At 27.4% G+C, this 20,564-nt stretch carries 20 protein-coding genes and 1 pseudogene; 6 read left to right on the plus strand and 15 right to left on the minus strand.

Features of this window, described 5'->3' with window-relative positions:
- Positions 1-4: 4 nt before the first annotated feature.
- The 6 genes from BN7997_RS11830 to BN7997_RS15645 form a co-directional block, all read right to left on the minus strand.
- On the minus strand, positions 5-1,009 hold the full coding sequence (locus BN7997_RS11830) for a LacI family DNA-binding transcriptional regulator (protein ID WP_071120975.1): 1,005 nt from the start codon (positions 1,007-1,009) through the stop codon (positions 5-7).
- 13 nt (positions 1,010-1,022) lie between these two features.
- Positions 1,023-2,519 carry a UDP-glucose--hexose-1-phosphate uridylyltransferase gene (gene galT / locus BN7997_RS11835; RefSeq protein WP_143023204.1) on the minus strand — a complete coding sequence of 499 codons (1,497 nt, stop codon included), beginning with the start codon at positions 2,517-2,519 and terminating at the stop codon, positions 1,023-1,025.
- Between the two features lie 9 nt (positions 2,520-2,528).
- Positions 2,529-3,518, minus strand: a complete 990-nt coding sequence (galE, locus tag BN7997_RS11840) for a UDP-glucose 4-epimerase GalE (RefSeq protein ID WP_071120977.1) — start codon at positions 3,516-3,518, stop codon at positions 2,529-2,531.
- Between the two features lie 26 nt (positions 3,519-3,544).
- A complete protein-coding gene (locus BN7997_RS11845) occupies positions 3,545-4,708 on the minus strand; it encodes a galactokinase (RefSeq protein ID WP_330385880.1) in 1,164 nt (387 codons plus the stop codon).
- Between the two features lie 216 nt (positions 4,709-4,924).
- The gene (locus BN7997_RS11850; RefSeq protein ID WP_242873414.1) at positions 4,925-6,250 is read right to left on the minus strand and encodes an aminotransferase class V-fold PLP-dependent enzyme; all 1,326 of its coding nucleotides are present in this window, start codon (positions 6,248-6,250) and stop codon (positions 4,925-4,927) included.
- A 133-nt stretch (positions 6,251-6,383) separates the two neighbouring features.
- Positions 6,384-6,554: a hypothetical protein gene (locus BN7997_RS15645; protein ID WP_154665255.1), complete on the minus strand. Its 171-nt coding sequence runs from the start codon at positions 6,552-6,554 to the stop codon at positions 6,384-6,386.
- A gap of 192 nt (positions 6,555-6,746) precedes the next feature.
- On the opposite strand from BN7997_RS15645, the gene BN7997_RS11855 reads away from it, so the two are divergent.
- On the plus strand, positions 6,747-7,979 hold the full coding sequence (locus BN7997_RS11855; RefSeq protein WP_071120979.1) for an LL-diaminopimelate aminotransferase: 1,233 nt from the start codon (positions 6,747-6,749) through the stop codon (positions 7,977-7,979).
- A gap of 153 nt (positions 7,980-8,132) precedes the next feature.
- On the opposite strand, the gene BN7997_RS15650 is transcribed toward BN7997_RS11855, so the two are convergent.
- Both BN7997_RS15650 and BN7997_RS11860 read right to left on the minus strand, forming a co-directional pair.
- Entirely contained in the window at positions 8,133-8,306 is a 174-nt protein-coding gene (locus BN7997_RS15650) for a hypothetical protein (RefSeq protein ID WP_154665256.1), read from the minus strand.
- A gap of 84 nt (positions 8,307-8,390) precedes the next feature.
- Complete coding sequence (locus tag BN7997_RS11860; RefSeq protein ID WP_071120980.1) at positions 8,391-9,476, minus strand: putative NPN-dependent ornithine cyclodeaminase; 1,086 nt, start codon at positions 9,474-9,476, stop codon at positions 8,391-8,393.
- 151 nt (positions 9,477-9,627) lie between these two features.
- Between BN7997_RS11860 and BN7997_RS11865 the strand changes: the two genes are divergently transcribed.
- Entirely contained in the window at positions 9,628-11,091 is a 1,464-nt protein-coding gene (locus tag BN7997_RS11865; RefSeq protein WP_071119372.1) for an IS1182 family transposase, read from the plus strand.
- 29 nt (positions 11,092-11,120) lie between these two features.
- On the opposite strand, the gene BN7997_RS11870 is transcribed toward BN7997_RS11865, so the two are convergent.
- Positions 11,121-11,339: a hypothetical protein gene (locus BN7997_RS11870; RefSeq protein WP_071120981.1), complete on the minus strand. Its 219-nt coding sequence runs from the start codon at positions 11,337-11,339 to the stop codon at positions 11,121-11,123.
- Positions 11,340-11,459: 120 nt separating this feature from the next.
- Between BN7997_RS11870 and BN7997_RS11875 the strand changes: the two genes are divergently transcribed.
- A complete protein-coding gene (locus BN7997_RS11875) occupies positions 11,460-11,936 on the plus strand; it encodes a permease (RefSeq protein WP_242873415.1) in 477 nt (158 codons plus the stop codon).
- Positions 11,933-12,448 (plus strand): permease, encoded by a 516-nt coding sequence (locus BN7997_RS11880; RefSeq protein ID WP_083335105.1) that lies wholly within the window; start codon positions 11,933-11,935, stop codon positions 12,446-12,448. The genes BN7997_RS11875 and BN7997_RS11880 overlap by 4 nt, the downstream gene beginning before the upstream one ends.
- 162 nt (positions 12,449-12,610) lie before the next feature.
- Here BN7997_RS11880 and BN7997_RS11885 read toward each other — a convergent pair whose 3' ends face one another.
- From BN7997_RS11885 to BN7997_RS11895, 3 genes are all read right to left on the minus strand, one after another.
- On the minus strand, positions 12,611-13,888 hold the full coding sequence (locus tag BN7997_RS11885; protein WP_071120983.1) for a sensor histidine kinase: 1,278 nt from the start codon (positions 13,886-13,888) through the stop codon (positions 12,611-12,613).
- On the minus strand, positions 13,872-14,540 hold the full coding sequence (locus BN7997_RS11890; protein ID WP_071121421.1) for a response regulator transcription factor: 669 nt from the start codon (positions 14,538-14,540) through the stop codon (positions 13,872-13,874). The genes BN7997_RS11885 and BN7997_RS11890 overlap by 17 nt, the downstream gene beginning before the upstream one ends.
- Positions 14,541-14,702: 162 nt before the next feature.
- Positions 14,703-17,408, minus strand: coding sequence for a heavy metal translocating P-type ATPase (locus BN7997_RS11895; RefSeq protein WP_074010979.1), 2,706 nt, complete (start codon positions 17,406-17,408; stop codon positions 14,703-14,705).
- A gap of 277 nt (positions 17,409-17,685) precedes the next feature.
- Here BN7997_RS11895 and BN7997_RS16080 point away from each other — a divergent pair.
- Positions 17,686-18,219: pseudogene (locus BN7997_RS16080) on the plus strand (N-acetylmuramoyl-L-alanine amidase family protein); the annotation flags it as partial.
- A gap of 120 nt (positions 18,220-18,339) precedes the next feature.
- Positions 18,340-18,483 (plus strand): SH3 domain-containing protein, encoded by a 144-nt coding sequence (locus BN7997_RS16085; protein ID WP_242873452.1) that lies wholly within the window; start codon positions 18,340-18,342, stop codon positions 18,481-18,483.
- Positions 18,484-18,558: 75 nt separating this feature from the next.
- Here BN7997_RS16085 and BN7997_RS11910 read toward each other — a convergent pair whose 3' ends face one another.
- The 3 genes from BN7997_RS11910 to BN7997_RS11920 form a co-directional block, all read right to left on the minus strand.
- Positions 18,559-19,119 carry a hypothetical protein gene (locus tag BN7997_RS11910; RefSeq protein ID WP_071120986.1) on the minus strand — a complete coding sequence of 187 codons (561 nt, stop codon included), beginning with the start codon at positions 19,117-19,119 and terminating at the stop codon, positions 18,559-18,561.
- 1 nt (position 19,120) lies between these two features.
- Positions 19,121-19,795 carry a hypothetical protein gene (locus BN7997_RS11915; protein ID WP_071120987.1) on the minus strand — a complete coding sequence of 225 codons (675 nt, stop codon included), beginning with the start codon at positions 19,793-19,795 and terminating at the stop codon, positions 19,121-19,123.
- An 80-nt stretch (positions 19,796-19,875) separates the two neighbouring features.
- Positions 19,876-20,547 carry a PspA/IM30 family protein gene (locus BN7997_RS11920; protein WP_071120988.1) on the minus strand — a complete coding sequence of 224 codons (672 nt, stop codon included), beginning with the start codon at positions 20,545-20,547 and terminating at the stop codon, positions 19,876-19,878.
- Positions 20,548-20,564 lie beyond the last annotated feature (17 nt).

The following is a 20,564-nucleotide window of genomic DNA, read 5'->3' on the forward strand; positions in this document are numbered from 1 at the left end:
GGTTTTAAGTATCTCTTTTAATTAAATGATTATTCAGTACTATACTCTTGCTATATTTATTATTATTTTCTATTTTTTCATTTAATAATATAGCTGAGTTTTTACCTAGTAAAAACATATTTTGATCTATTGTTGTTAATTTTGGCTCTATCATTTCACTAAGTTCAATATTATCATATCCAACTATAGACAGATCTTTTGGAATATTTATATTAAGCTTTTTACATGCATTCATAATACCTATAGCCATAAGATCATTACAAGCAAATACTCCCGTTACATCTTTATTTAAACTTAATAACTTTAAACCCTTTTCCATAGTTTTATTAACTGTTTGTATACTATTTCCATGACCTATATTTACTATAAACTCTTCTTTGAAATTGTTTATATCTTTCATCATTTCTTTATATACTTTTTCTTTTATATCATAAGAATAACTGTTATCTCCACGAATAAATGCAATATTTTTATGACTTTTAGATAGAAGGTAATCAATAGCAAGCCTTGATCCATTTTCCTGATCATTATATACTGATGATATATGTGAACTTTCTGAATATCTATTTACAAATACCATTGGTATGAATCTTGCTATTTTATCAAAATATTTCGATTCTACATTATCTATACCTGGGTCAACAACTATTATACCCGCTACATTTCTTGATATAAGCTCATTTATTCTTGATATTTCTTTATCTTTATCATGTTCAGTTATACATAAAAATATTGAGTAGTCTGATTTTTCAAAATAACTCTCTATTCCATTTATAACATTAGTAAAGAACATATTACTAATACTAGGAACTACTACACCTATAGTACTAGATTGCTTTTTTATTAAATCTCTAGCTTGTGTGTTAGGTTGATATTGTAGTTCTTCAATTACTTTTAATACTTTTTCTTTTGTTTCTTCTTTTACAGGATAATTTCCATTTATAACCCTTGACACTGTGGCTACAGAAACATTACAAGCTTTTGCTACATCTACTATAGTTGTTTTCATAATTAAAATTTCCTTATAATGAGTTTATAAATTTATTAAATGCTTTTATACCTTCTTCATCACGCTTAAATACTCCAGCATGCTCAAGTACTATAGAGAATTTTTTACCAACTTCATCTCTAAGTATTTTATCAACGTTTTCTTTATTTATATTGTCATAATTTTCTACTATATGTTTATACCAATCGCTATGATGATTTAACTCTTTGTTTTCATCTATATCTTTAACTCCTGCAGCTAAAAGTTCACTTAAAGTATTTAATTCTTCCTTAAGTCTAGCAGGAAGTACAGCAAGTCCCATAACTTCTATTAAACCTATATTTTCTTTCTTTATATGATGAACTTCACTATGTGGATGGAATATTCCCATAGGATGAGCTTCATTTGTGCGATTATTTCTAAGTACTAAATCAAGTTCATATTTACCATTTTTCATTCTTGCTATAGGAGTTATAGTATTATGTGGCTCCCCATCTGTTTCATGTAGTATTTCAACACTTTCATCAGAGTAATTTTTCCATTTATCTAATATATGCTCTGCTAAATCTATGATTTCTTCTTTATTTTCTCCATTAAGTCTTATAACAGACATTGGCCATTTAACACGATAAACTTTAGTATTTTCATATCCTTTAACTTCAAAAGTTTCTTCAATTGGTGCAACTTCCATTGCAAATGTGTAGTGTCCACCTTGGTAATGATCATGAGAAAGTATTGATCCTCCAACTATTGGTAAATCTGCATTAGAACCTGCAAAGTAGTGTGGTAATTTTTCTACAAATCCTAATAAGTTTTCAAATGTCTTTCTATATATTTTCATAGGAGTATGTTTTGCATTAAGTATTATACAGTGTTCATTGTAATATACATATGGAGAGTATTGTAAAAACCAATTTTCTCCTGCAAATTCCATAGGTATTATTCTATGATTTTGTCTAGCTGGATGATTTATATTTCCTCTAAATCCTTCATTCTGTTTACATAATAAACATTTAGGATATGAAGTAGATTTCATAAGTTTTGCTTTTGCTATATCTCTTGGATCTTTTTCAGGCTTAGATAAGTTTATAGTTATATCTAAATCACCATATTCTGTTGGAGTTTTCCAAACTATATTTTTATCAGTTCTATCTTTTCTTATATAATTTGAAGCTATACTCATTTTATAGTAGTAATCCGTTGCTTCTTCTTTATTGTTTTTATACTTTTCATTAAAAGTTTTTATTACTTCTGATGGTCTAGGCATTAAAGCATTCATTATTTTTGTATCAAATAAATCTCTTTCAGTTGTTGTATCTTCTATCATACCTTTTTCAACTGCATAGTCTAACATATTTTCAAGTATTGGTGTTGCTGTTTGAAGTTTTTCATCAACTTCAACTTCTTCAAATTCATCTAAGTTTAATACTTCTAGTAATAAGTTAGATGCATAAACTGCATCTAACTCATCTATTAAATTATTTTGAACTGCAAAATTTATTAATCTATTAACTTCGTAATTTATATTCATAATATCCCCCTAGTTGTTAAATCCATTTGGATGGTTTTTGTGCCAATTCCAAGCATCCCCTATCATTTTCTTAACATCATCAAATTCTGGAGTCCATCCAAGTATTTCTTTTGCCTTTTTGCTTGATGCAACAAGTTTTGCTGGATCTCCTAAACGTCTTTCTCCTATAACAACCTTTATTTCTTCACCTGTAGCTTCTTTAGCAGCTTCTATCATTTCTTTTACAGTGAATCCATTTCCACTACCTAAATTAAATATGTTACTTTCATTTCCTTCTCTTAAATAGTTAAGTGCTTTTATATGAGCATTAGCTAGGTCTATAACATGTATATAGTCTCTTATACAAGTACCATCATGAGTATCATAATCATCCCCAAATACAGTTATGTACTCTCTTTTCTTAAGTGGAACTTGAAGTATAAGCGGTATAAGATGAGTTTCTGGAGTATGGTCCTCTCCTATAGCTCCATCTTCTAATGCTCCAGCAACATTAAAGTATCTAAGAGATACATACTTCATGCCATGAGCAAAATCAGTCCATTTCATCATTTTTTCCATAGCTAACTTAGTTTCACCGTAAGTGTTAGTTGGATTAGTTACATCTGTTTCAAGTATTGGTATTTGCTTTGGCTCACCATATACTGCTGCTGTTGATGAAAATACTATTTTTTTAACATCAAATTCAACCATAACTTCAAGTAGTACCTGTGTTCCATATACGTTATTATCAAAGTAACTTAAAGGATCAGTCATACTCACCCCAACTAAAGAGTTTGCAGCAAAATGTATAACTGCTTCTATATCATTTTCTTTAAATACACTTCTTAAAAAATCTTTATCTCTTATATCACCCTTACAAAACTTTGCATCTTTATGAACTGCATCCATATGACCTGTTTGTAAATTATCTACTATTATAACATCTTCACCATTTTTTATAAGTTGGTGTACTGTATGACTTCCTATATATCCTGCTCCACCACAAACTAATACTGACATTTATATCTCCTCCTAATAAGTTATATTTATCCTATTTTTCTAGTTCCGTTTGATATGCTAGCAACATAGAATGTTGGTTCATATCCAATTACTTCTTCATATCCTTTAGTTACATTTTCTATGAAGTTTCCTACACTTTCATTTCTAACTATACTTACTGTACATCCCCCAAATCCTGCACCTGTCATACGAGAACCTATTACACCATCTTGCTTAAGTGCTAAACTAACTAATGTATCTAATTCTATTCCCGTAACTTCATAATCATCTCTTAAAGAAACGTGAGAACCAACCATTAATTGTCCAAATAATTCTAAGTTGTTATCTTCTAATGCTTTAACAGCCTTTAATGTTCTTTGATTTTCATATACAGCATGTTTTGCTCTTTTTCTATCTATTTCATTTTCTATTAATTCTTTATTAGTTTCAAATTCTTCTTCACTTAATTCACCTAATGACTTTATATTTAGTTTAGATTGAAGATTAGATAATGCTCTTTCACATTCACTTCTTCTCTCATTATATTTAGAGTCTGCTAGACCTCTTCTTTTATTAGTGTTTCCTATAACTATAGAGTATCCTTCCATATTTATTTCACTATATCTATAGTTTAATGTATTACAGTCAAGTAATATTGCACATCTATCTTTTCCCATACCTATTGCAAATTGATCCATTATACCACAGTTGACACCTATAAATTTATTTTCAGCTTCTTGAGAGTATTTAACCATATCTACTGTATCTATTCCAAAGTTAAATGTATCATTTAATATAACTGCCATTAATAATTCAAGTGATGCCGAAGATGAAAGACCTGCTCCATTTGGTATGTTTCCATATACTAATATATCAAGACCATGTTCTATGTTATTGCCTTTATCTTGTATAACTTTTGCTACACCTTTTGGATAATTAACCCAATCATGTGTTTCATTATATTCCATAGAATCTAGGTTAAATTCTACTATTCCTATATCTTCAAAGTTTAAAGAATACATTCTAACATTTTTATCATTTCTTTTCGCTACTACTCCATAAGTACCAAATGATAGCGCACAAGGGAATACATGACCTCCATTATAGTCTGTATGCTCTCCTATTAAATTAACTCTACCTGGTGAGAAAAATACTTCTTCACTTTCTCTTTCAAATATTCTTTTAAAATCTGCTTTTAACTTATTTACCATCTCAATACTCCTTTTATTAAATATATTTTTTATTAAATTTATAAGAGTAAATAAACCCTTTTTTAATCTATATATTTTTTATAACCATTATAGTAAACGATTACTATAACCTTATATCTATATAGTAATCGTTTACTATCATTCTGTAAACACTTTCCTATAAAATTTTTTATTTTTATTTTATAAAAAAAGTAGCCATAATTTTGGCTACTTTTTTCAATATATATCCAATGCAATTCTCTTTAACTCGTCTATAAATATTTTTGCTTCCTCCATTGTATTATACAATCCTATACTTAGCCTAACCATGCCAAAATCAGCATCATCTAGATTTTTCTCATATTCTTCGTAACTATTACTTACTTTTAATAATCTTGCTACATATGGATGTGCACAAAACTTACCTGCTCTTAGCGACACTGCACTTTCTTTTGCAAATATATCAGCTACTTTATAACAATCTTTGTTCTTTATATTAAAAGATATAACACCTAATCTATCTTCAGTATTTTCAGTATCTCCATATATTATTACATTATCAATTTTTTTCATTTCTTCAATCAAGTAGTCCTTAATTTTTCTTTCATGATTATATATATTTTCAAATCCTATTTTTTTTAACTCTTCTAATGCTCTAACCATAGCCATTGCTCCTATAAAATTTGGACTTCCAGCTTCATGTAAACTTGGTGGCTCACTCCAAATTACGTTGTCATCAAATACGTAATCTACACATCCTCCACCTTTTACAAAAGGTTCTTTAACATCTAGATCTTTTATAAGACCAACTATTACACCACTTCCAAATGGTGCATATATTTTATGCGCTGAAAATACTAAAAAGTCTATTTGCTCTGAAGGATCTTTACCTTTCATATCAACTTCTTTATGTGCAACTAATTGAGCTCCATCTACTACAATTATTGCTCCATATTTATGTGCAAGTCTTGCTATTTCGTGTATTGGATTTATATACCCTGTTACATTAGATGCACCAGTTACACTAACTATTTTTATATTCCCATTTTCTTTTTTTAGTTTATTTTCTATATCTTCTATTTTTATCCTTCCTAATTCATCTACATCTACATATTCAACTGTAGCATTTTTCCTCCAAGGAAGGTCATTTGCATGATGTTCCATTCTAGTTGTTAGTACTTTATCATTTTTATTTTTTATTAGTATATTAGCTAAGATATTTAAAGATTCAGTTGTAGTCTTTGTATATATAACTGTATGAGTATTTGTGTCTTGTAAATTAAAAAATTTTAACACTTTATCTCTAGACTCTTCATATTTTCTTGTTGATAGTTCGCCTTTTGGACCTTGACCTCTACCTATCGAGCCATATATTAATAAATTATTATATACCTCGTCAAATACGCATTTTAGAGCTGGTGTTGTTGCTCCATTATCAAATCCAATAGGTATAAGTTTTTTACCATTTTCTAGTTTAAATTTAACATCTACTCCTAGAAATATTTTTCTATAGTCTAAGTTCTTTTCACCTATTGTACGCTTTTTATTACTTGAACTTGACAATACAAAAACCTCCTTTTTAGAAGAAAAGTAGACAATACCCTTCTTGTATAATTATATGATTTTTTTTGTAGAAAGTTCTTGCTTTAGTTTATAAATATAAAGAGTGTCTGATTAAAGGACACTCTTTATATATTTAAATCATGTTATTTTTAGGGAGACTATTATCTTTTTTACTATTTCCTTTACTGTTTACAACTTGAACTTGCTCCAGATTTGATACAAGATCTTTATCTCCTTGAGAATGATTTACTATATTTTGTATTGATTGATTTTTATTATCTCTTCTTGCTTTTGATTTATCCAAAATTATCACCCTTTCTTATGTATAAACATAGTTTTTCCTTTATATATTTTTTTAAACTTGTAAATAATTACTTTATAGCATATTTTAAAATTTTACACTTATATACGTTTTATATTAATATTATAGATTCAGTTCCCAAATATATAACCAATAAATAGTATATACTATACTATTTATTTTGGAGGTATGACAATGGGTTTTTTGGACAATTTAATTGCTAATTCATTAGGAGGCTCTTCTTTCTTTAATGCCCCTAAAAAACTTTATAAATTTGAAAAGATTAAACAATTAACTCATGAAACTATAAAGAAAAATCCAAATATTAAACTTATTGATATGGGTGTAGGAGAACCTGATAAAATGGCTGATGAACTTATATGTGATGTGTTAAATAATGAATGTAGAAAGCCAGAAAATAGGTATTATGCTGATAATGGAATCGAAGAATTTCAAGAAGCAGTTTGTAGATATTTAAATAATGTATATGGTATAGAAAATCTTACTATATCTAATGTAATGCACGGAATAGGATCTAAATCTATACTTGCTATGATACCAATATGTTTTATTAATCCCGGTGATATATGTATAATGCCATCACCTGCCTATCCAACTTTAGGAACTTATACGAAGCTTTTAGGAGGAGAAATCTATAACATTCCTCTTTGCAAAGAAAATAACTTCTATATGGATTTAAATAGCATTCCTAATGATATTTTAAAAAGAGCTAAAATGATTTATGTAAACTACCCTAATAACCCTACAGGCCAAGTTGCAACTTATGAATTTTATAAAGATATTGTAGATTTCGCTAAGAAAAATAATATCTTAGTTGTATCAGATTTAGCATATGGTCATCTAACTTATGATGGATATAAACCTCTTAGCATATTATCTGTTGACGGTGCTTTAGATGTTTGTGTAGAAATACACTCCATGTCTAAATCATTCAATATGACTGGTTGGAGACTTGCTTTTGTAGTTGGCTCTGAGAAGTTTATAAAACTATTCTCTTCGGTAAAATCCCATACAGATTCTGGACAATTTAGAGCTATACAAAAAGCAGGTGTATTTGCACTTGATAATTATCATTTAATTGATATTAACAGAGAAAGATATTCTAGAAGACTTAATCTTTTAACTGAAACATTAAAAGAAATTGGCTTTGAAGCAAAAAAACCTAAAGCTGGATTTTATATTTATGTCCCTATTCCTAAAGGTGTAAAGGATGGAATTAAATTTAAAACAGCAGAAGATGCTACCTTATATCTTTTATCAAATGCATTAATATCTACAGTTCCTTGGGATGATTGTGGATCTTTCTTAAGATTTTCAGTAACTTATAATGCTGATACAATTGAAGAGGAAATTAATATAATGAATGACTTAAAAAATAGATTGCTATCTTTAAATTTAGAGTTTTAAACTTACTTTAATCAATGTTTATATAAGTTAAAAACAAGAGAAATTTCCCTCATTTTTTAATAATTTTTAATTTATATATTCTTAGTTATAAATTTAAATTCTATTAAATAATAAAAATCAAAGCCCAGATTTTAACTTGGGCTTTGATTTTTATTATTTAAGCTTTTCTATTAATTTTTCTAATAATACTTGTTTTAATTTTTCATTCATTTCATTTTTATTGTTAGTTGCTTTATTCTTGTTATTCTTTTTATTATTTTTAGATTTATTATTTTGATTATTTTGATTAGATGTTCCATTAGGTCTTTTTCTTTTTTTATTAGCCATATATAATTCCCCCATTACTTTTTTATATAATAGAATATGAAAAATTATATTAAAAAGTTACATAATAGGTTAAATTATTTTATTTTATGCTAAATTTTCCTTTAACTTAACTAAAAAGTCTTGTATATTTGTGACTATAGTTGTAACTTCCAAACTTCCTCGATCTCTTAATTTATTTACAGCAAATTCAGATACATCTACACTATAAAAATAAATAGGCCTTATTTTATCATCTATAACTCTGTAAGATGGGGTCATATTTCCAGTAGCAATAGAATGTAATTGTGTGGCTAGACATATAACTGTAGTTGCTTTTTTAATATGACTTCTCATCATATCCTGTGCTTTATATACATCTGATATCACAATAGGAAGAGGTCCATCATCTCTTATAGAACCTGCTAAAACTATAGGTACATTATTTTTTACACATGCATGAATTATTCCGCTATTTATATTTTCACTTTCTATAAGTTTTTCTATGGAGCTTGCTTTTCTTGCCTTATTTAGTAAATCTAAGTGATGATAATGTCCATTATGTTTAGGTTCTAGAGTGTATATATCTTGGCCTAAAGCAGTATTGAACATTCCTGCTTCTAAATCGTGAGTAGCCACTGCATTTCCCCCAAGCAATGCATCAACATATCCCTCTTCTATAAGTTTTGCCATCGCATCTCTAGATCCTTTTGAAAATACAGCTGCTGGGCCTAATACCCATACTACATATCCATTTTCTTTTTCATATTTAAGTAATTCATATAATTGTTCATAATCCTTAGTGTAAGATGTTTCCCTAGATCTTTCACCTCTAAATGCAAAAATATCCTTTTCATAGTCTATTTGAGAAAAACCATTTGCATGTAAATAAATTCCCTCACTAGCATCTTCAGTTCTTCCTACTATAACTTTATCCCCCATTTTTAAGTTTCTAAATTCTTTAACTTCTAATTCTAAATTATCATTTATTACTACTACTCCATCCATTCTGCTTTCTTTTGCTAATATCCATTTTCCATCAATTTTAAAATATTCTGGATATATAGACATTGCATGATAATTATCTGGTGCCACACCTTCAATTTTAACTTCTTCATATGATACATTAGGTGCATTTAAGAATTTTTCTTCATTAAAATTAGGACCCATGTACTTTCTTAATTTAAAATTCATTCCTTATTTCCCCCCTTTATATACTTTTATATTCATATAATCATATATTTAAACTAAAAAAATAATAGGTGCATCATATTGATACACCTCAGAGCGTAGACAAAGTCTACGCTCTTTTATTTTTGTCAATACTCTTTATGAGGTGATAAATATGTTAACTATAAGAAAAGAAAATTTTAGAGATGATGAAATAAATGTTATATTAGATGGATTGGTTCCTGAAAACCATTTAGTAAGAAAAATAGAAAATGCAATAGATTTTAGTTTTATTTATGATAAAGTAAAAGATTTATACTCTCCGTTAGGAGCTCCAAGTATAGATCCTGTTGTTTTAATAAAAATAGTTTTAATTCAATATTTATTTGGCATACCTTCAATGAGGCAAACAATTAGAGAAATAGAAGTAAATGTAGCGTATAGATGGTTTTTAGGTTACTCATTAACTGAAAAAATTCCTCATTTCTCAACTTTTAATAAAAACTATGAAAGACGATTTAAAAATACAGATTTATTTGAATCAATATTTAAAGAAATTTTAGCGAGAGCTACAAAATGTGGATTTGTAGATTCTTCTAATATCTATATAGATTCAACACATATAAAAGCTAGTGCTAATAAGAAAAAATATACTAAAGTAGAGGTAGATATTCAAGCTAAGCATTATCAAGAAAAACTAGAAAAAGAGATAAATGAAGATAGATTAAAACATGGAAAAAGTCCATTATGTGAAGTGAAAAATGAAGAGGTAAAAAAAAAGGAAAAAATAGAGAGTAATACAGATAAGGATAGTGGCATGTTCTTCAAAAATGAAAAAGAAAAATGCTTCGCATATCTAGCGCATACAGCTTGTGATAACAATAATTTCATATTAGATTTTCATATTACATCTGGTAACATACATGATAGCGTAGCTTTTTCCGATTTATATCAAAAGATAAAAAATAATAGTAAACAACATACAACAGCGATAGCTATAGATGCTGGATATATAACTCCTTATATTTGTAAAACTATTTTAGATGATGGTATAATTCCTGCTATTCCATATAAAAGACCTATGACTAAAAAAGGATTTTTTAAGAAATATGAATATGTATATGATGAGTATTATGACTGTTATATTTGTCCTAATAATAAAATTTTAAAATATTCAACTACCAATAGAGATGGGTATAGAGAGTATAAATCTAATCCAAGTGATTGCAAATCTTGTGAACACTTAAATATTTGCACTAATAGTAAAAATAAACAAAAGTTAGTTACAAGGCATATATGGCAAAATTATTTAGAAGAAGCTGATCATCTTAGACATAAGCCATATGTAAAAAAAGTTTACAGTAAACGTAAAGAAACAATTGAACGAGTTTTTGCAGATGCAAAAGAGAAACATGGTATGAGATATACAAAATTAAGAGGCTTGTCGAAAATTGAGATGGAGGTGAGTCTTATTTTCTCATGCATGAATCTAAAAAAATTAGCTAATTGGATGTGGAAAGATACATCCAATAATCTAAGGCTCACGCCTATTTTTAGTATATTATCACTAAAAATCTTTATAAAAAAGAAAATAGCCATTTTATATAAGTTAAAAATGGCTATTTTGTCTACAATCTGAGGTGCATCATATTGATACACCTATTATTACTACTTCATTTCATTTTTCATTTGTTTTTTTATATCGTGTGCAAATTTCTTTTGTTCGTACATATCAACCAATTCATCTTTTTTAGACTCCATTATATTCATTGCACCTTCAAAATTATCTTTTACATCTTCTGCTACTTCTTTTGCCATGTATTTAGCTTTATTAGCTGTTTTTTTAACTTCTCTTTTCATATCATTCATATCATTTATATGGCTCATATCAAACCCTCCTTTTAATTTTTATTTTTCCCAAAATAAATAATTTTATTTTATAATATAAACCTTTAACTATTATTTCTGAGTTTTCATACTATGAGTATAAAGGGAGGGATAATTTTAATGACTTACATTCTTTACGGACTTTGTATAGTGCTTACTTTAGTATCATTTCTTAAAAACAAAGAAAAAACTAAAAAAGCAGTTATTAACGGTATTAAATCTTTCGAAAAGATAATGCCTCAATTTTTATCTATAGTAATAGTTATCGCTATAACATTAACTATTTTAAAACCAGAAACAATATCAAAGCTTATCGGTAAAGATTCTGGAATTTTGGGAGTCTTATTATCTTCTATAGTTGGCTCTATTGCTATGATGCCAACTTTTGTTGCATTTTCAACTGGTAATACTTTACTTCAAAATGGAGCAGGTTATGCTCAAGTTTCTGCTTTAATTACTACGCTTACCATGGTTGGAATGTTGACTTTTCCGTTAGAGGCTGAATATATAGGTAAAAAATCTGCTTTTTATAGAAACTTTTTTGCTTTTTTGTTTTCATTTATTGTTGCTATTTTTATGGGAGGTGTGCTTAAGTGAATATCTCAAAAATAATTAAAAGATATAAATATTTTCTAATATTTTCATTTGTTCTTATATTAGTTTCAATATACAATAATGAATTTGGAGTTTATGCATTTAAAAATATTAAATCTAGTTTAATTCAAATGTTATGTGTCTTACCTCCAGTTATGATATTACTCGGACTTATGGATGAATGGATTCCTCGAGAATATTTTATGAAATATATGGGAGATGGTTCTAAAATTCTTGGAATACTTTTATCATTTATATTTGCATTCTTTGCTGCTGGACCTATGTATGCTGGATTTCCATTTGCTGCTGTTTTATTAAAAAAAGGAGTTAAGTTTTCAAATATAATTATCTTTTTAAATGCATGGTGTGTAACTAAATTTTCTACACTCTTATTTGAAATTGGAGCTCTTGGATATAAGTTTACATTATATAGGTTAATTATAAATATACCAGGTATTATAGTTATGGGATATATAATTGACCTCTTAGTAAATAAAAAACCCCATAAAATTTAATTATGGGGCTTTCTTGCAAAATAAACATTGTGGAGGATGTTCGTGGGGTTTATTTTACAATAGGGTATTATATTATGGTTTTTAAGTTAGTTCTTTCTTTAGTTATATAATAACTCTTTTATATGAATTTAATATGAGTTTTTTGTGAATAGTTTTTGAAATCTAATTTTTAAATTCAATAGTAAATACTACAGAGTTCTCTTTATTTTTTAAACTATGGTAATATCCATGTGATTTAAGTATTTGACTTACTAGATATAATCCTAAACCACTTCCTCCAGTTTTTCTTGACCTGGATTTTTCTATTCTAAAGAATGGATTAAATATTTCACCTAAGTATTTTTTATCTATAGTAACACCAGTATTCTCTATTTCTAAATATGCTCTATACTGATTATTTTTTTTGCTATTTTTATAGCCTTTCTTATAAAGCCTTACTATTAGATTTTCATCTTTTGGAGAATACTTTATTCCATTTATTATTATATTATTTATAGCTTTTTCAATTCTTGTTTCATCACACTTTACATAAACATCACTTTCTATTTTAAGTACAACATTCATATTCTTTTCATCTATTAAGAATTGATGTTTTTTTATAAGCTTTTCTAAAATATTGCTAAGATTAACTGTACTTAAAGATAAGTCAGTTTCTAATATTTCATTTTTTGATACTTCTATCATTTCATTAACTAAATCTCTTAATTCTTGTGTGGATTCATAGGATTTTTTTAAATATGTATCCCTATCTTTATATTTTCCAATATTATACATCATACCTTCAAGTTGACCACTTATTATAGTTATAGGAGTTTTTAACTCATGAGATATTGTAGCTACAAAATCTTTTCTTCTATTTTCTGCTTCTCTTTCACTTTCTATAATTTGTATAAGTGGTTTAGTTATCACCTTTGAATAAATATATGCACCTATTGCTCCTATCAAAAGTGCAACTATTAATATAAACGGCATTAATCTTCTTATGACTTGATTAGCCTCATCTATAGGTTGTAGAGGCATTACTATATCTAGTGTATAAGGAGTTATAGAGTCATTAGTATATATAGGAACTGTTACATGGTATTCATCATCTGGAGTTTTTCCTAATATATACTTACTATATCTTGATAACACAATTTCATTTTTCCCATATAGTATTTTACCATTATGATTTTTTAATATAATCGATAAATTTTGATTTTTAGACATATAATATAATCTTTCTTGTAAATGATTTGTATTATGTCTAGGTGAATTTTCACATAATGTACTTACACTTTTATCCAAAAGATCTATTTTGTACTGATGATAGTATGTAGGTAGTAGAAAATATAAAATCATATATATTATTATAGCAAGTGCTACTAAAAGTCCTGTAGTTATAAAAAAAAGCTTATACTTTATGTTTATATTTTCTAGTTTATTAAATACTCTTCTCAAGTGTATATCCTATCCCCTTTACAGTTTTTATATATTGTAACTTTATTTTCTTTCTTAGATTCTTTATATGTGCATCAACTATTCTAGTATCTCCATAATAATCATATCCCCAGATTGAATCAAGTAAGTTTTCTCTAGTTATAACTTGTGGATATTTTTCTATTAAAGTTTTTAATATATTAAATTCTTTTAAAGTCAGTTCTATTGTTTCACCATCAACTTCAACTGTATATGTATTTAAATTAAGATTTAAATCTTCAAATTGTAATAACTCTTCACTATTTGATTTAGTACTCCTTCTTAAAACAGCTTCTACCCTTTTTATTAAAAGGTTAAATGAGAATGGCTTAGTTATATAATCATCACATTCTAGTTCAAATCCCTTAACCTGGTTTTCTTCTTCATTTAATGCACTTAAGAATATTATTGGCACTATAGAATTTTTTCTAATCATTTTGCAAACTGAGTATCCATCTAAATTCGGCATCATTATATCTAATATTATTAAATCATAATTTCCTTGTTTGAATTTTGATATTCCTTCTAATCCATCACTTGCAAAGTCTACATTGTATCCTTGTGAACTTAAAAACTCAACTATAAGTTCTTGTATACTGCTATCATCTTCTATTACTAATATAGATGCATTCATTTTTTCATCTCCCTTTTCTTTAGTTATATAAATATTGTATCCTATTTTTATGAATTTAGTGTGAACTAATAATATAAACAATTTATAATAAAAAATAGGTATTATCATGAACATATAATAATACCTATTTTTCTCTTAATTATTAAAATTTGTATTTAGCTTTTATTGTCTATAACCTTTAAAGTTTTTAAGTCTAAGTGCATTAGTAACAACTGAAACAGAACTTAAACTCATAGCAGCTGCTGCAAACATTGGGTTTAAAAGAGGCCCACCAAATATATATAAAAGTCCTGCTGCTATCGGTATTCCTATAGTATTATATCCAAATGCCCAGAATAAGTTTTGCTTAATATTTTTTATAGTTTCATTACTTAACTTTATAGAAGTTGGTACATCCATTAAATCACTCTTCATTAATACAATGTCTGCTGATTCCATTGCAACATCTGTACCACTTCCTATAGCTATACCAATATCAGCTTGAGCTAGTGCTGGTGCATCATTTATACCATCTCCAACCATTGCAACAAATTTGCCTTGTTCTTGAAGCTTTTTAACTTCATTAGATTTATCTTTTGGTAAAACCTCTGATACTACTATATCTATTCCAACTTCCTTTGCTATAGCATCTGCAGTTTTTTTATTATCACCTGTAACCATAGCTACTTTTATTCCCATTTCATGAAGCTTTTCTATAGATTTTTTACTATTTTCTTTAACAGTATCTGCTACTGCTATTATTCCACCTAAGGTGTTATCTATTGATATATACATAGGAGTTTTTCCAACATATGCTAACTCATCAGATTTATCCTCTAAGCTTCCTAAAGCTATATTTTTATCATTCATAAGCTTTTTATTTCCAAGTAATATTACCTTACTATCTATTGTAACCTCTATACCATGTCCTGGTATAGCTTTAAATTCTTCTACTTTCTTAAATTCAATATTATTTTCTTCTCCGTATTTTACTATAGCTTCTCCAAGTGGATGTTCTGAATTTTTTTCAGCACTTACTGCTAATTGAATTAAGTATCTTTCATCTATATCATTAGTAGTTATTATATCTGTAACAGTTGGTTTTCCTTCTGTTATTGTACCTGTCTTATCAAATATTACAGTATCTACTTTATGTGCAAGTTCTAAAGCCTCTCCACTTTTTATAAGTATCCCATTTTCTGCACCTTTACCAGTCCCAACCATTATTGCTGTTGGTGTAGCAAGTCCAAGTGCACAAGGACATGCTATTACAAGTACTGATATAAATATTGTAAGAACAAATTCTAAATCCTTATTTCCAACTATAAACCAAAGTGTTGCTGATACTAAAGCTATTATTATAACTGTTGGTACAAAGTATCCAGATACAGTATCTGCAAGTGCTGCTATTGGAGCTTTTTTACCTTGTGCATCTTCAACAAGTTTTATGATTTGAGCAAGTACAGTATCTGAACCTACTTTTTCTGCTCTAAACTTAATAACACCATTTTTATTTATACTTGCTCCAGTTACATTATCTCCAACATTTTTTTCAACAGGTATACTCTCTCCAGTAAGCATTGATTCATCAACTGATGTATGGCCTTCTACGACAACGCCATCAACTGGTATTTTACTACCTGGTTTTACTATTATTATATCTCCTACTTCAACTTCATCTATTGGTATTTCTATTTCTTGATTACCTTTTACTATTAAGGCAGTTTTAGGCTGAAGCCCCATAAGTTTTTTGATAGCTTCTCCTGTTTTACCTTTAGATCTTGATTCTAAATATTTCCCAAGTAATATTAAAGCAATTATTATACCTGCACTTTCAAAGTATAATTGGTGATGCCCATGATTTACTTCCATAGTAGTAGTTGCTATTTTAAATGTTGTATACGCACTGTATAAAAATGCTGCTGATGTTCCGATTGCAACTAGTGTATCCATATTTGGATTTCTATTTATAAGCGATTTAAATCCATTGACATAAAACTTATAACCAGCTATCATTACTGGTATTACTAATATCATTTGTATAAGTGCATAATTTAATGGATTTATCATTGGGTCTATAATACTTGGGACTGGCCAAGGACCAAAAGGCTTTGATATCATAGGACCCATAGCTATATAAAATAGTGGAACTGAAAATCCTACTGCTATTATAAATTTAGTAAATAAAGTTTTCATCTCTTTCTCTTTTCTTAATTTATCTTCATCTACTAGTGATTCTTTTTTTTCTTCAATTATTGAATATCCTGCTTTTTCTATTGCTGATTTTATCTGTGATAATTTAATCTTAGATGAATCATACTCTATATTTGCTTTTTCTGTTGCAATATTTACACTTGAGTTTTCTACTCCATCTAATTTTTTCGTAACTCTTTCTACAGCTTTAGCACATGCTGCACATGTCATTCCACCAATCTTTAACTCTAAAGTCTTTTTATTTTCTTCAATTATTGAATACCCAGCTTTCTCTATTACCGACTTTATATCACTTACTTTAACCTTAGATGAATCATATTCTATACTTGCTTTTTCTGTTGCAATATTTACATTTGATTTTTCTACTCCATCTAATTTTTTTGTTACTCTTTCTACTGCTTTAGCACAGGCTGCACATGTCATGCCTCCTATTTTTAATTCTAAGCTTTTAGTATTATTTTCTTTTATAACTTTATATCCAGCTTTTTCTATTGCTAACTTTATATCATCAAAACTTACTTTTTGCTTATCATACTCTATATTAAGCTTTTCAGTTGCTATATTTACACTTGAGCTTTCTACTCCATCTAATTTTTTTGTTACTCTTTCTACTGCCTTTGCACAAGATGCACATGTCATGCCACCTATTTTATACGTTTCTTTATTATTTAGCATAAGGTATCTCCTTTCATTATTTTTATATCTCACATATACCCCATATAGGTATGTTACATTATTTATTTTATTTTTTCAATAACTTTTTATTAATTTATTTAGATATAGTTTTACATTTTTTCTAAAATTATATCTAAATTTATTGATTTAATATAATATATTGAAATATATATTGCCGATATATATAATATATTATGGAATATTTTACACATACAGGAGGGATATTTTGACAAATAAAAAATTAAAAAAAGTTGCACTAACATCTATACTGACAGCAATGTTAGCATCAAGTTTTACAATATCAAATGCAGAAAGCTATAAAGTATTTATAGATGCTGGCCATGGTGGTAAAGACAATGGAAGTTCTCATAATGGATATTTAGAAGATGTTCTTAATTTACAAATTGCACAAAAACTAAAAAATAAATTAATAAATGAAGGTTTTGAAGTTGAAATGAGCAGAAATAACGATACATACCTATCATTATCAGATCGAACAATTAAATCAAATAATTCAGATGCAAATATATTTATTTCAATACATCAAAATGCAGCTTCTACTACAAGTGCAAATGGTATCTAAACATATTATCTTGGAGATAAAAATAAAAAGCTAGCTAATGCTATACATAAAAGTATTATAAATTCTACAAATGCAAATGATAGAAATGTAAGAGAAGCAAACTTCCAAGTGTTAAGAGATAATAAAAAAACATCTATTCTTTTAGAATGTGGTTTTATATCAAATCCATCAGAAGCATACAAATTAAATACTGCTGAATATCAAAATAAATTAGTAGATGGGATAGTGTTAGGTGTGAAAAAATATTTTAATATAAATAATAAAAATAATGTAAATACATCAAATTCAACTAATTCTACACAAAATGATAATTCTAAATTGGCTACTGCTTTAAATACTGTAGATATAATGAGTGATAGAGGTAAAAACTTTAGTATTATAGGTACTTTACCTCAAGGAACTAAAGTTAAAGTTATAGATACAAAATTTGATTGGCATAAAATAGAATACAATGGTAGATATGGCTATGTATCAGGAGTTTATGTTAAATAAATTCATATTAAATAAATAAGTAGGTATAATTTTATATTATTATCCTACTTATTTTTATTATACAAATATTAAACTTTAATCTCTTTTACTTCTTATATAATCAATTATAATGTATATAACTACTATTACAGTTATAAGCATTACTAGTTTCATAATCCAAGAACTTATTCCATATCCAAAATAGACTCTTCTAAATGGACTATATCCTCCGTAGTAACTTCCTCCAAATATAGATTTCTTAGAGGTTCTACCTCCATAGTCATCATAATCATTATTAGTGTTAGTATTGTTATTACTACTATTACTATTATTATTTTTAGGAGTCGTAGAAAAACTTCCTGAATCTGGTTTTATAGTACTTGATGAGCCTGAATTGTTGGTACTAGTATTTGGCTTTGTAGAAAAACTTCCCGAATCTGGCTTTATTGTGCTTTTTTGCTTTGTGGAATAATTTTTTGTTGAGCTTTTTGTTGAACTTTTAAAACTTCCAGAGCTAGGTTTAGTTGTAGAAACTAATGCTACATAAGTAGCATCATATGCATAAGATTTTATATTTCCTAATACTCCCCCTATGTAAGTAAATAAAAATATAAATGTCGTTAAAAGATAAGCTATTTTTATTTTCTTATTTTTCATACTATACTCTTAACCCCATTTCTATAAATTTATCATTTATTCTAATTAACTCATCTTGAGTACCATCAGTTATAACTGAATCATATGATTCTTCTCCTTTAAACTTTGAGTACTTTAATATATGCTGGTTATCATAATCTTTGCTATCTATTAAATATACATATCTACTAAAGTTTCCATTATCATCTTTTTCTACTAAATAACCTGCTACATTGAATACAAACTTTTCATCACCTTGGTAAAGCTCTACTGTATCAGTAGTTTTTGTAAGTAATGCAGTGTCTTTATCGCATTTTACTATATACTCTTTTTCTCTACAGTTAAAGCAATGATTCATATTACAAATACTTACACAGTTTCTACATTCACACTTACTGCATTTATCAATCTTTTCTAAATCTCTACGCTTATCAAGTGTAAGATACTTACTTATTTTTTGATTTGAGTCATTTTCTATTTTAAATAGTTTTTTAAATAATCCCTTATCCTTTTTACTTTCTTTTTCTAAGTTATCTAAAAACTCAATATAATCTTTTAGCGTATCAACTTTACTTATAAAACTTCTTTTTTCTAGTTCCTCAGTATCTAACATTTTTCTTAAATCATCTACACAAAACATTAATTCAGTATATGCTTTATTGTATTTATTTTTTTCATTTACTATTGTATCTTCCATATTTACCACCTCTAAAACCAAACTATTAATGACATACATTATTAAAGGTAGATAGCTTTAAACCATCTACCTTTAATATACTATTTTTTCATTTGTTCTTTTATTCTTTCTAATTCTTCAGCTACTTTAGAATCAACTGATGGCGAACTTTTTATATATTCATCTAATAACTCATCTTCATTTTTAGGCTTTAATTCATCTAAAGCCTTTCCATAGTTTTCTTTTTGAGAAACTTTCTTTTCAAGCTCATCTAAATTTATACCATGGTCATCATTAAGACCTGCTAAAGTTTCATTTATTTCATTATTTATCTGTGCAACATCAAGTCTTGTTGCTAACTCTTGTTTTTTAGACTTCATTTTAGATATTTCTATTTCTAACTCTTCTATCTTAACTTTTATAGCAGATATTTTATCGTCTTGTTCTTTTATTCTAGAATTAGTTTGATTTAACTTTTCTTGTAAATCTAGCTTTTGTTTAACAAATGATTGTGCTTTTTCAGTGTCTTCTTTTAATATCGCTGCTTTAGTAGCTTCTTCATATTTATTTATTTTTTCTTCTAGTTCATTTTTCTCATCTCTTATGCTATCTACTGTAGCTATAAAGTTTGCACATTGCTTTTTAGCATTTGTAAGTAATTCTTCTTTTTTCTTTATAGAAAGTTCTAACATTTCTATTGGATCTTCATGTTTATCTAATACCTTATTAGCCTTTGCTTCTATAACATTTTTTAATCTTTTAATAAAGCTCATTTTATCATCTCCAAAAT

This window comes from Romboutsia timonensis, assembly GCF_900106845.1.
GTDB lineage: Bacteria > Bacillota > Clostridia > Peptostreptococcales > Peptostreptococcaceae > Romboutsia > Romboutsia timonensis.

Excerpts from the sequence above, each read along its gene's own strand:
- BN7997_RS11830 (WP_071120975.1), bottom strand. The coding sequence starts at position 1,009 with ATGAAAACAACTATAGTAGATGTAGCAAAAGCTTGTAATGTTTCTGTA.
- galT (WP_143023204.1), bottom strand. The coding sequence starts at position 2,519 with ATGAATATAAATTACGAAGTTAATAGATTAATAAATTTTGCAGTTCAA.
- galE (WP_071120977.1), bottom strand. The coding sequence starts at position 3,518 with ATGTCAGTATTAGTTTGTGGTGGAGCAGGATATATAGGAAGTCATACA.
- BN7997_RS11845 (WP_330385880.1), bottom strand. The coding sequence starts at position 4,708 with ATGGTAAATAAGTTAAAAGCAGATTTTAAAAGAATATTTGAAAGAGAA.
- BN7997_RS11855 (WP_071120979.1), top strand. The coding sequence starts at position 6,747 with ATGGGTTTTTTGGACAATTTAATTGCTAATTCATTAGGAGGCTCTTCT.
- BN7997_RS15650 (WP_154665256.1), bottom strand. The coding sequence starts at position 8,306 with ATGGCTAATAAAAAAAGAAAAAGACCTAATGGAACATCTAATCAAAAT.
- BN7997_RS11860 (WP_071120980.1), bottom strand. The coding sequence starts at position 9,476 with ATGAATTTTAAATTAAGAAAGTACATGGGTCCTAATTTTAATGAAGAA.
- BN7997_RS11865 (WP_071119372.1), top strand. The coding sequence starts at position 9,628 with ATGTTAACTATAAGAAAAGAAAATTTTAGAGATGATGAAATAAATGTT.
- BN7997_RS11870 (WP_071120981.1), bottom strand. The coding sequence starts at position 11,339 with ATGAGCCATATAAATGATATGAATGATATGAAAAGAGAAGTTAAAAAA.
- BN7997_RS11875 (WP_242873415.1), top strand. The coding sequence starts at position 11,460 with ATGACTTACATTCTTTACGGACTTTGTATAGTGCTTACTTTAGTATCA.
- BN7997_RS11890 (WP_071121421.1), bottom strand. The coding sequence starts at position 14,540 with ATGAATGCATCTATATTAGTAATAGAAGATGATAGCAGTATACAAGAA.
- BN7997_RS11895 (WP_074010979.1), bottom strand. The coding sequence starts at position 17,408 with ATGCTAAATAATAAAGAAACGTATAAAATAGGTGGCATGACATGTGCA.
- BN7997_RS16085 (WP_242873452.1), top strand. The coding sequence starts at position 18,340 with ATGAGTGATAGAGGTAAAAACTTTAGTATTATAGGTACTTTACCTCAA.
- BN7997_RS11910 (WP_071120986.1), bottom strand. The coding sequence starts at position 19,119 with ATGAAAAATAAGAAAATAAAAATAGCTTATCTTTTAACGACATTTATA.
- BN7997_RS11915 (WP_071120987.1), bottom strand. The coding sequence starts at position 19,795 with ATGGAAGATACAATAGTAAATGAAAAAAATAAATACAATAAAGCATAT.
- BN7997_RS11920 (WP_071120988.1), bottom strand. The coding sequence starts at position 20,547 with ATGAGCTTTATTAAAAGATTAAAAAATGTTATAGAAGCAAAGGCTAAT.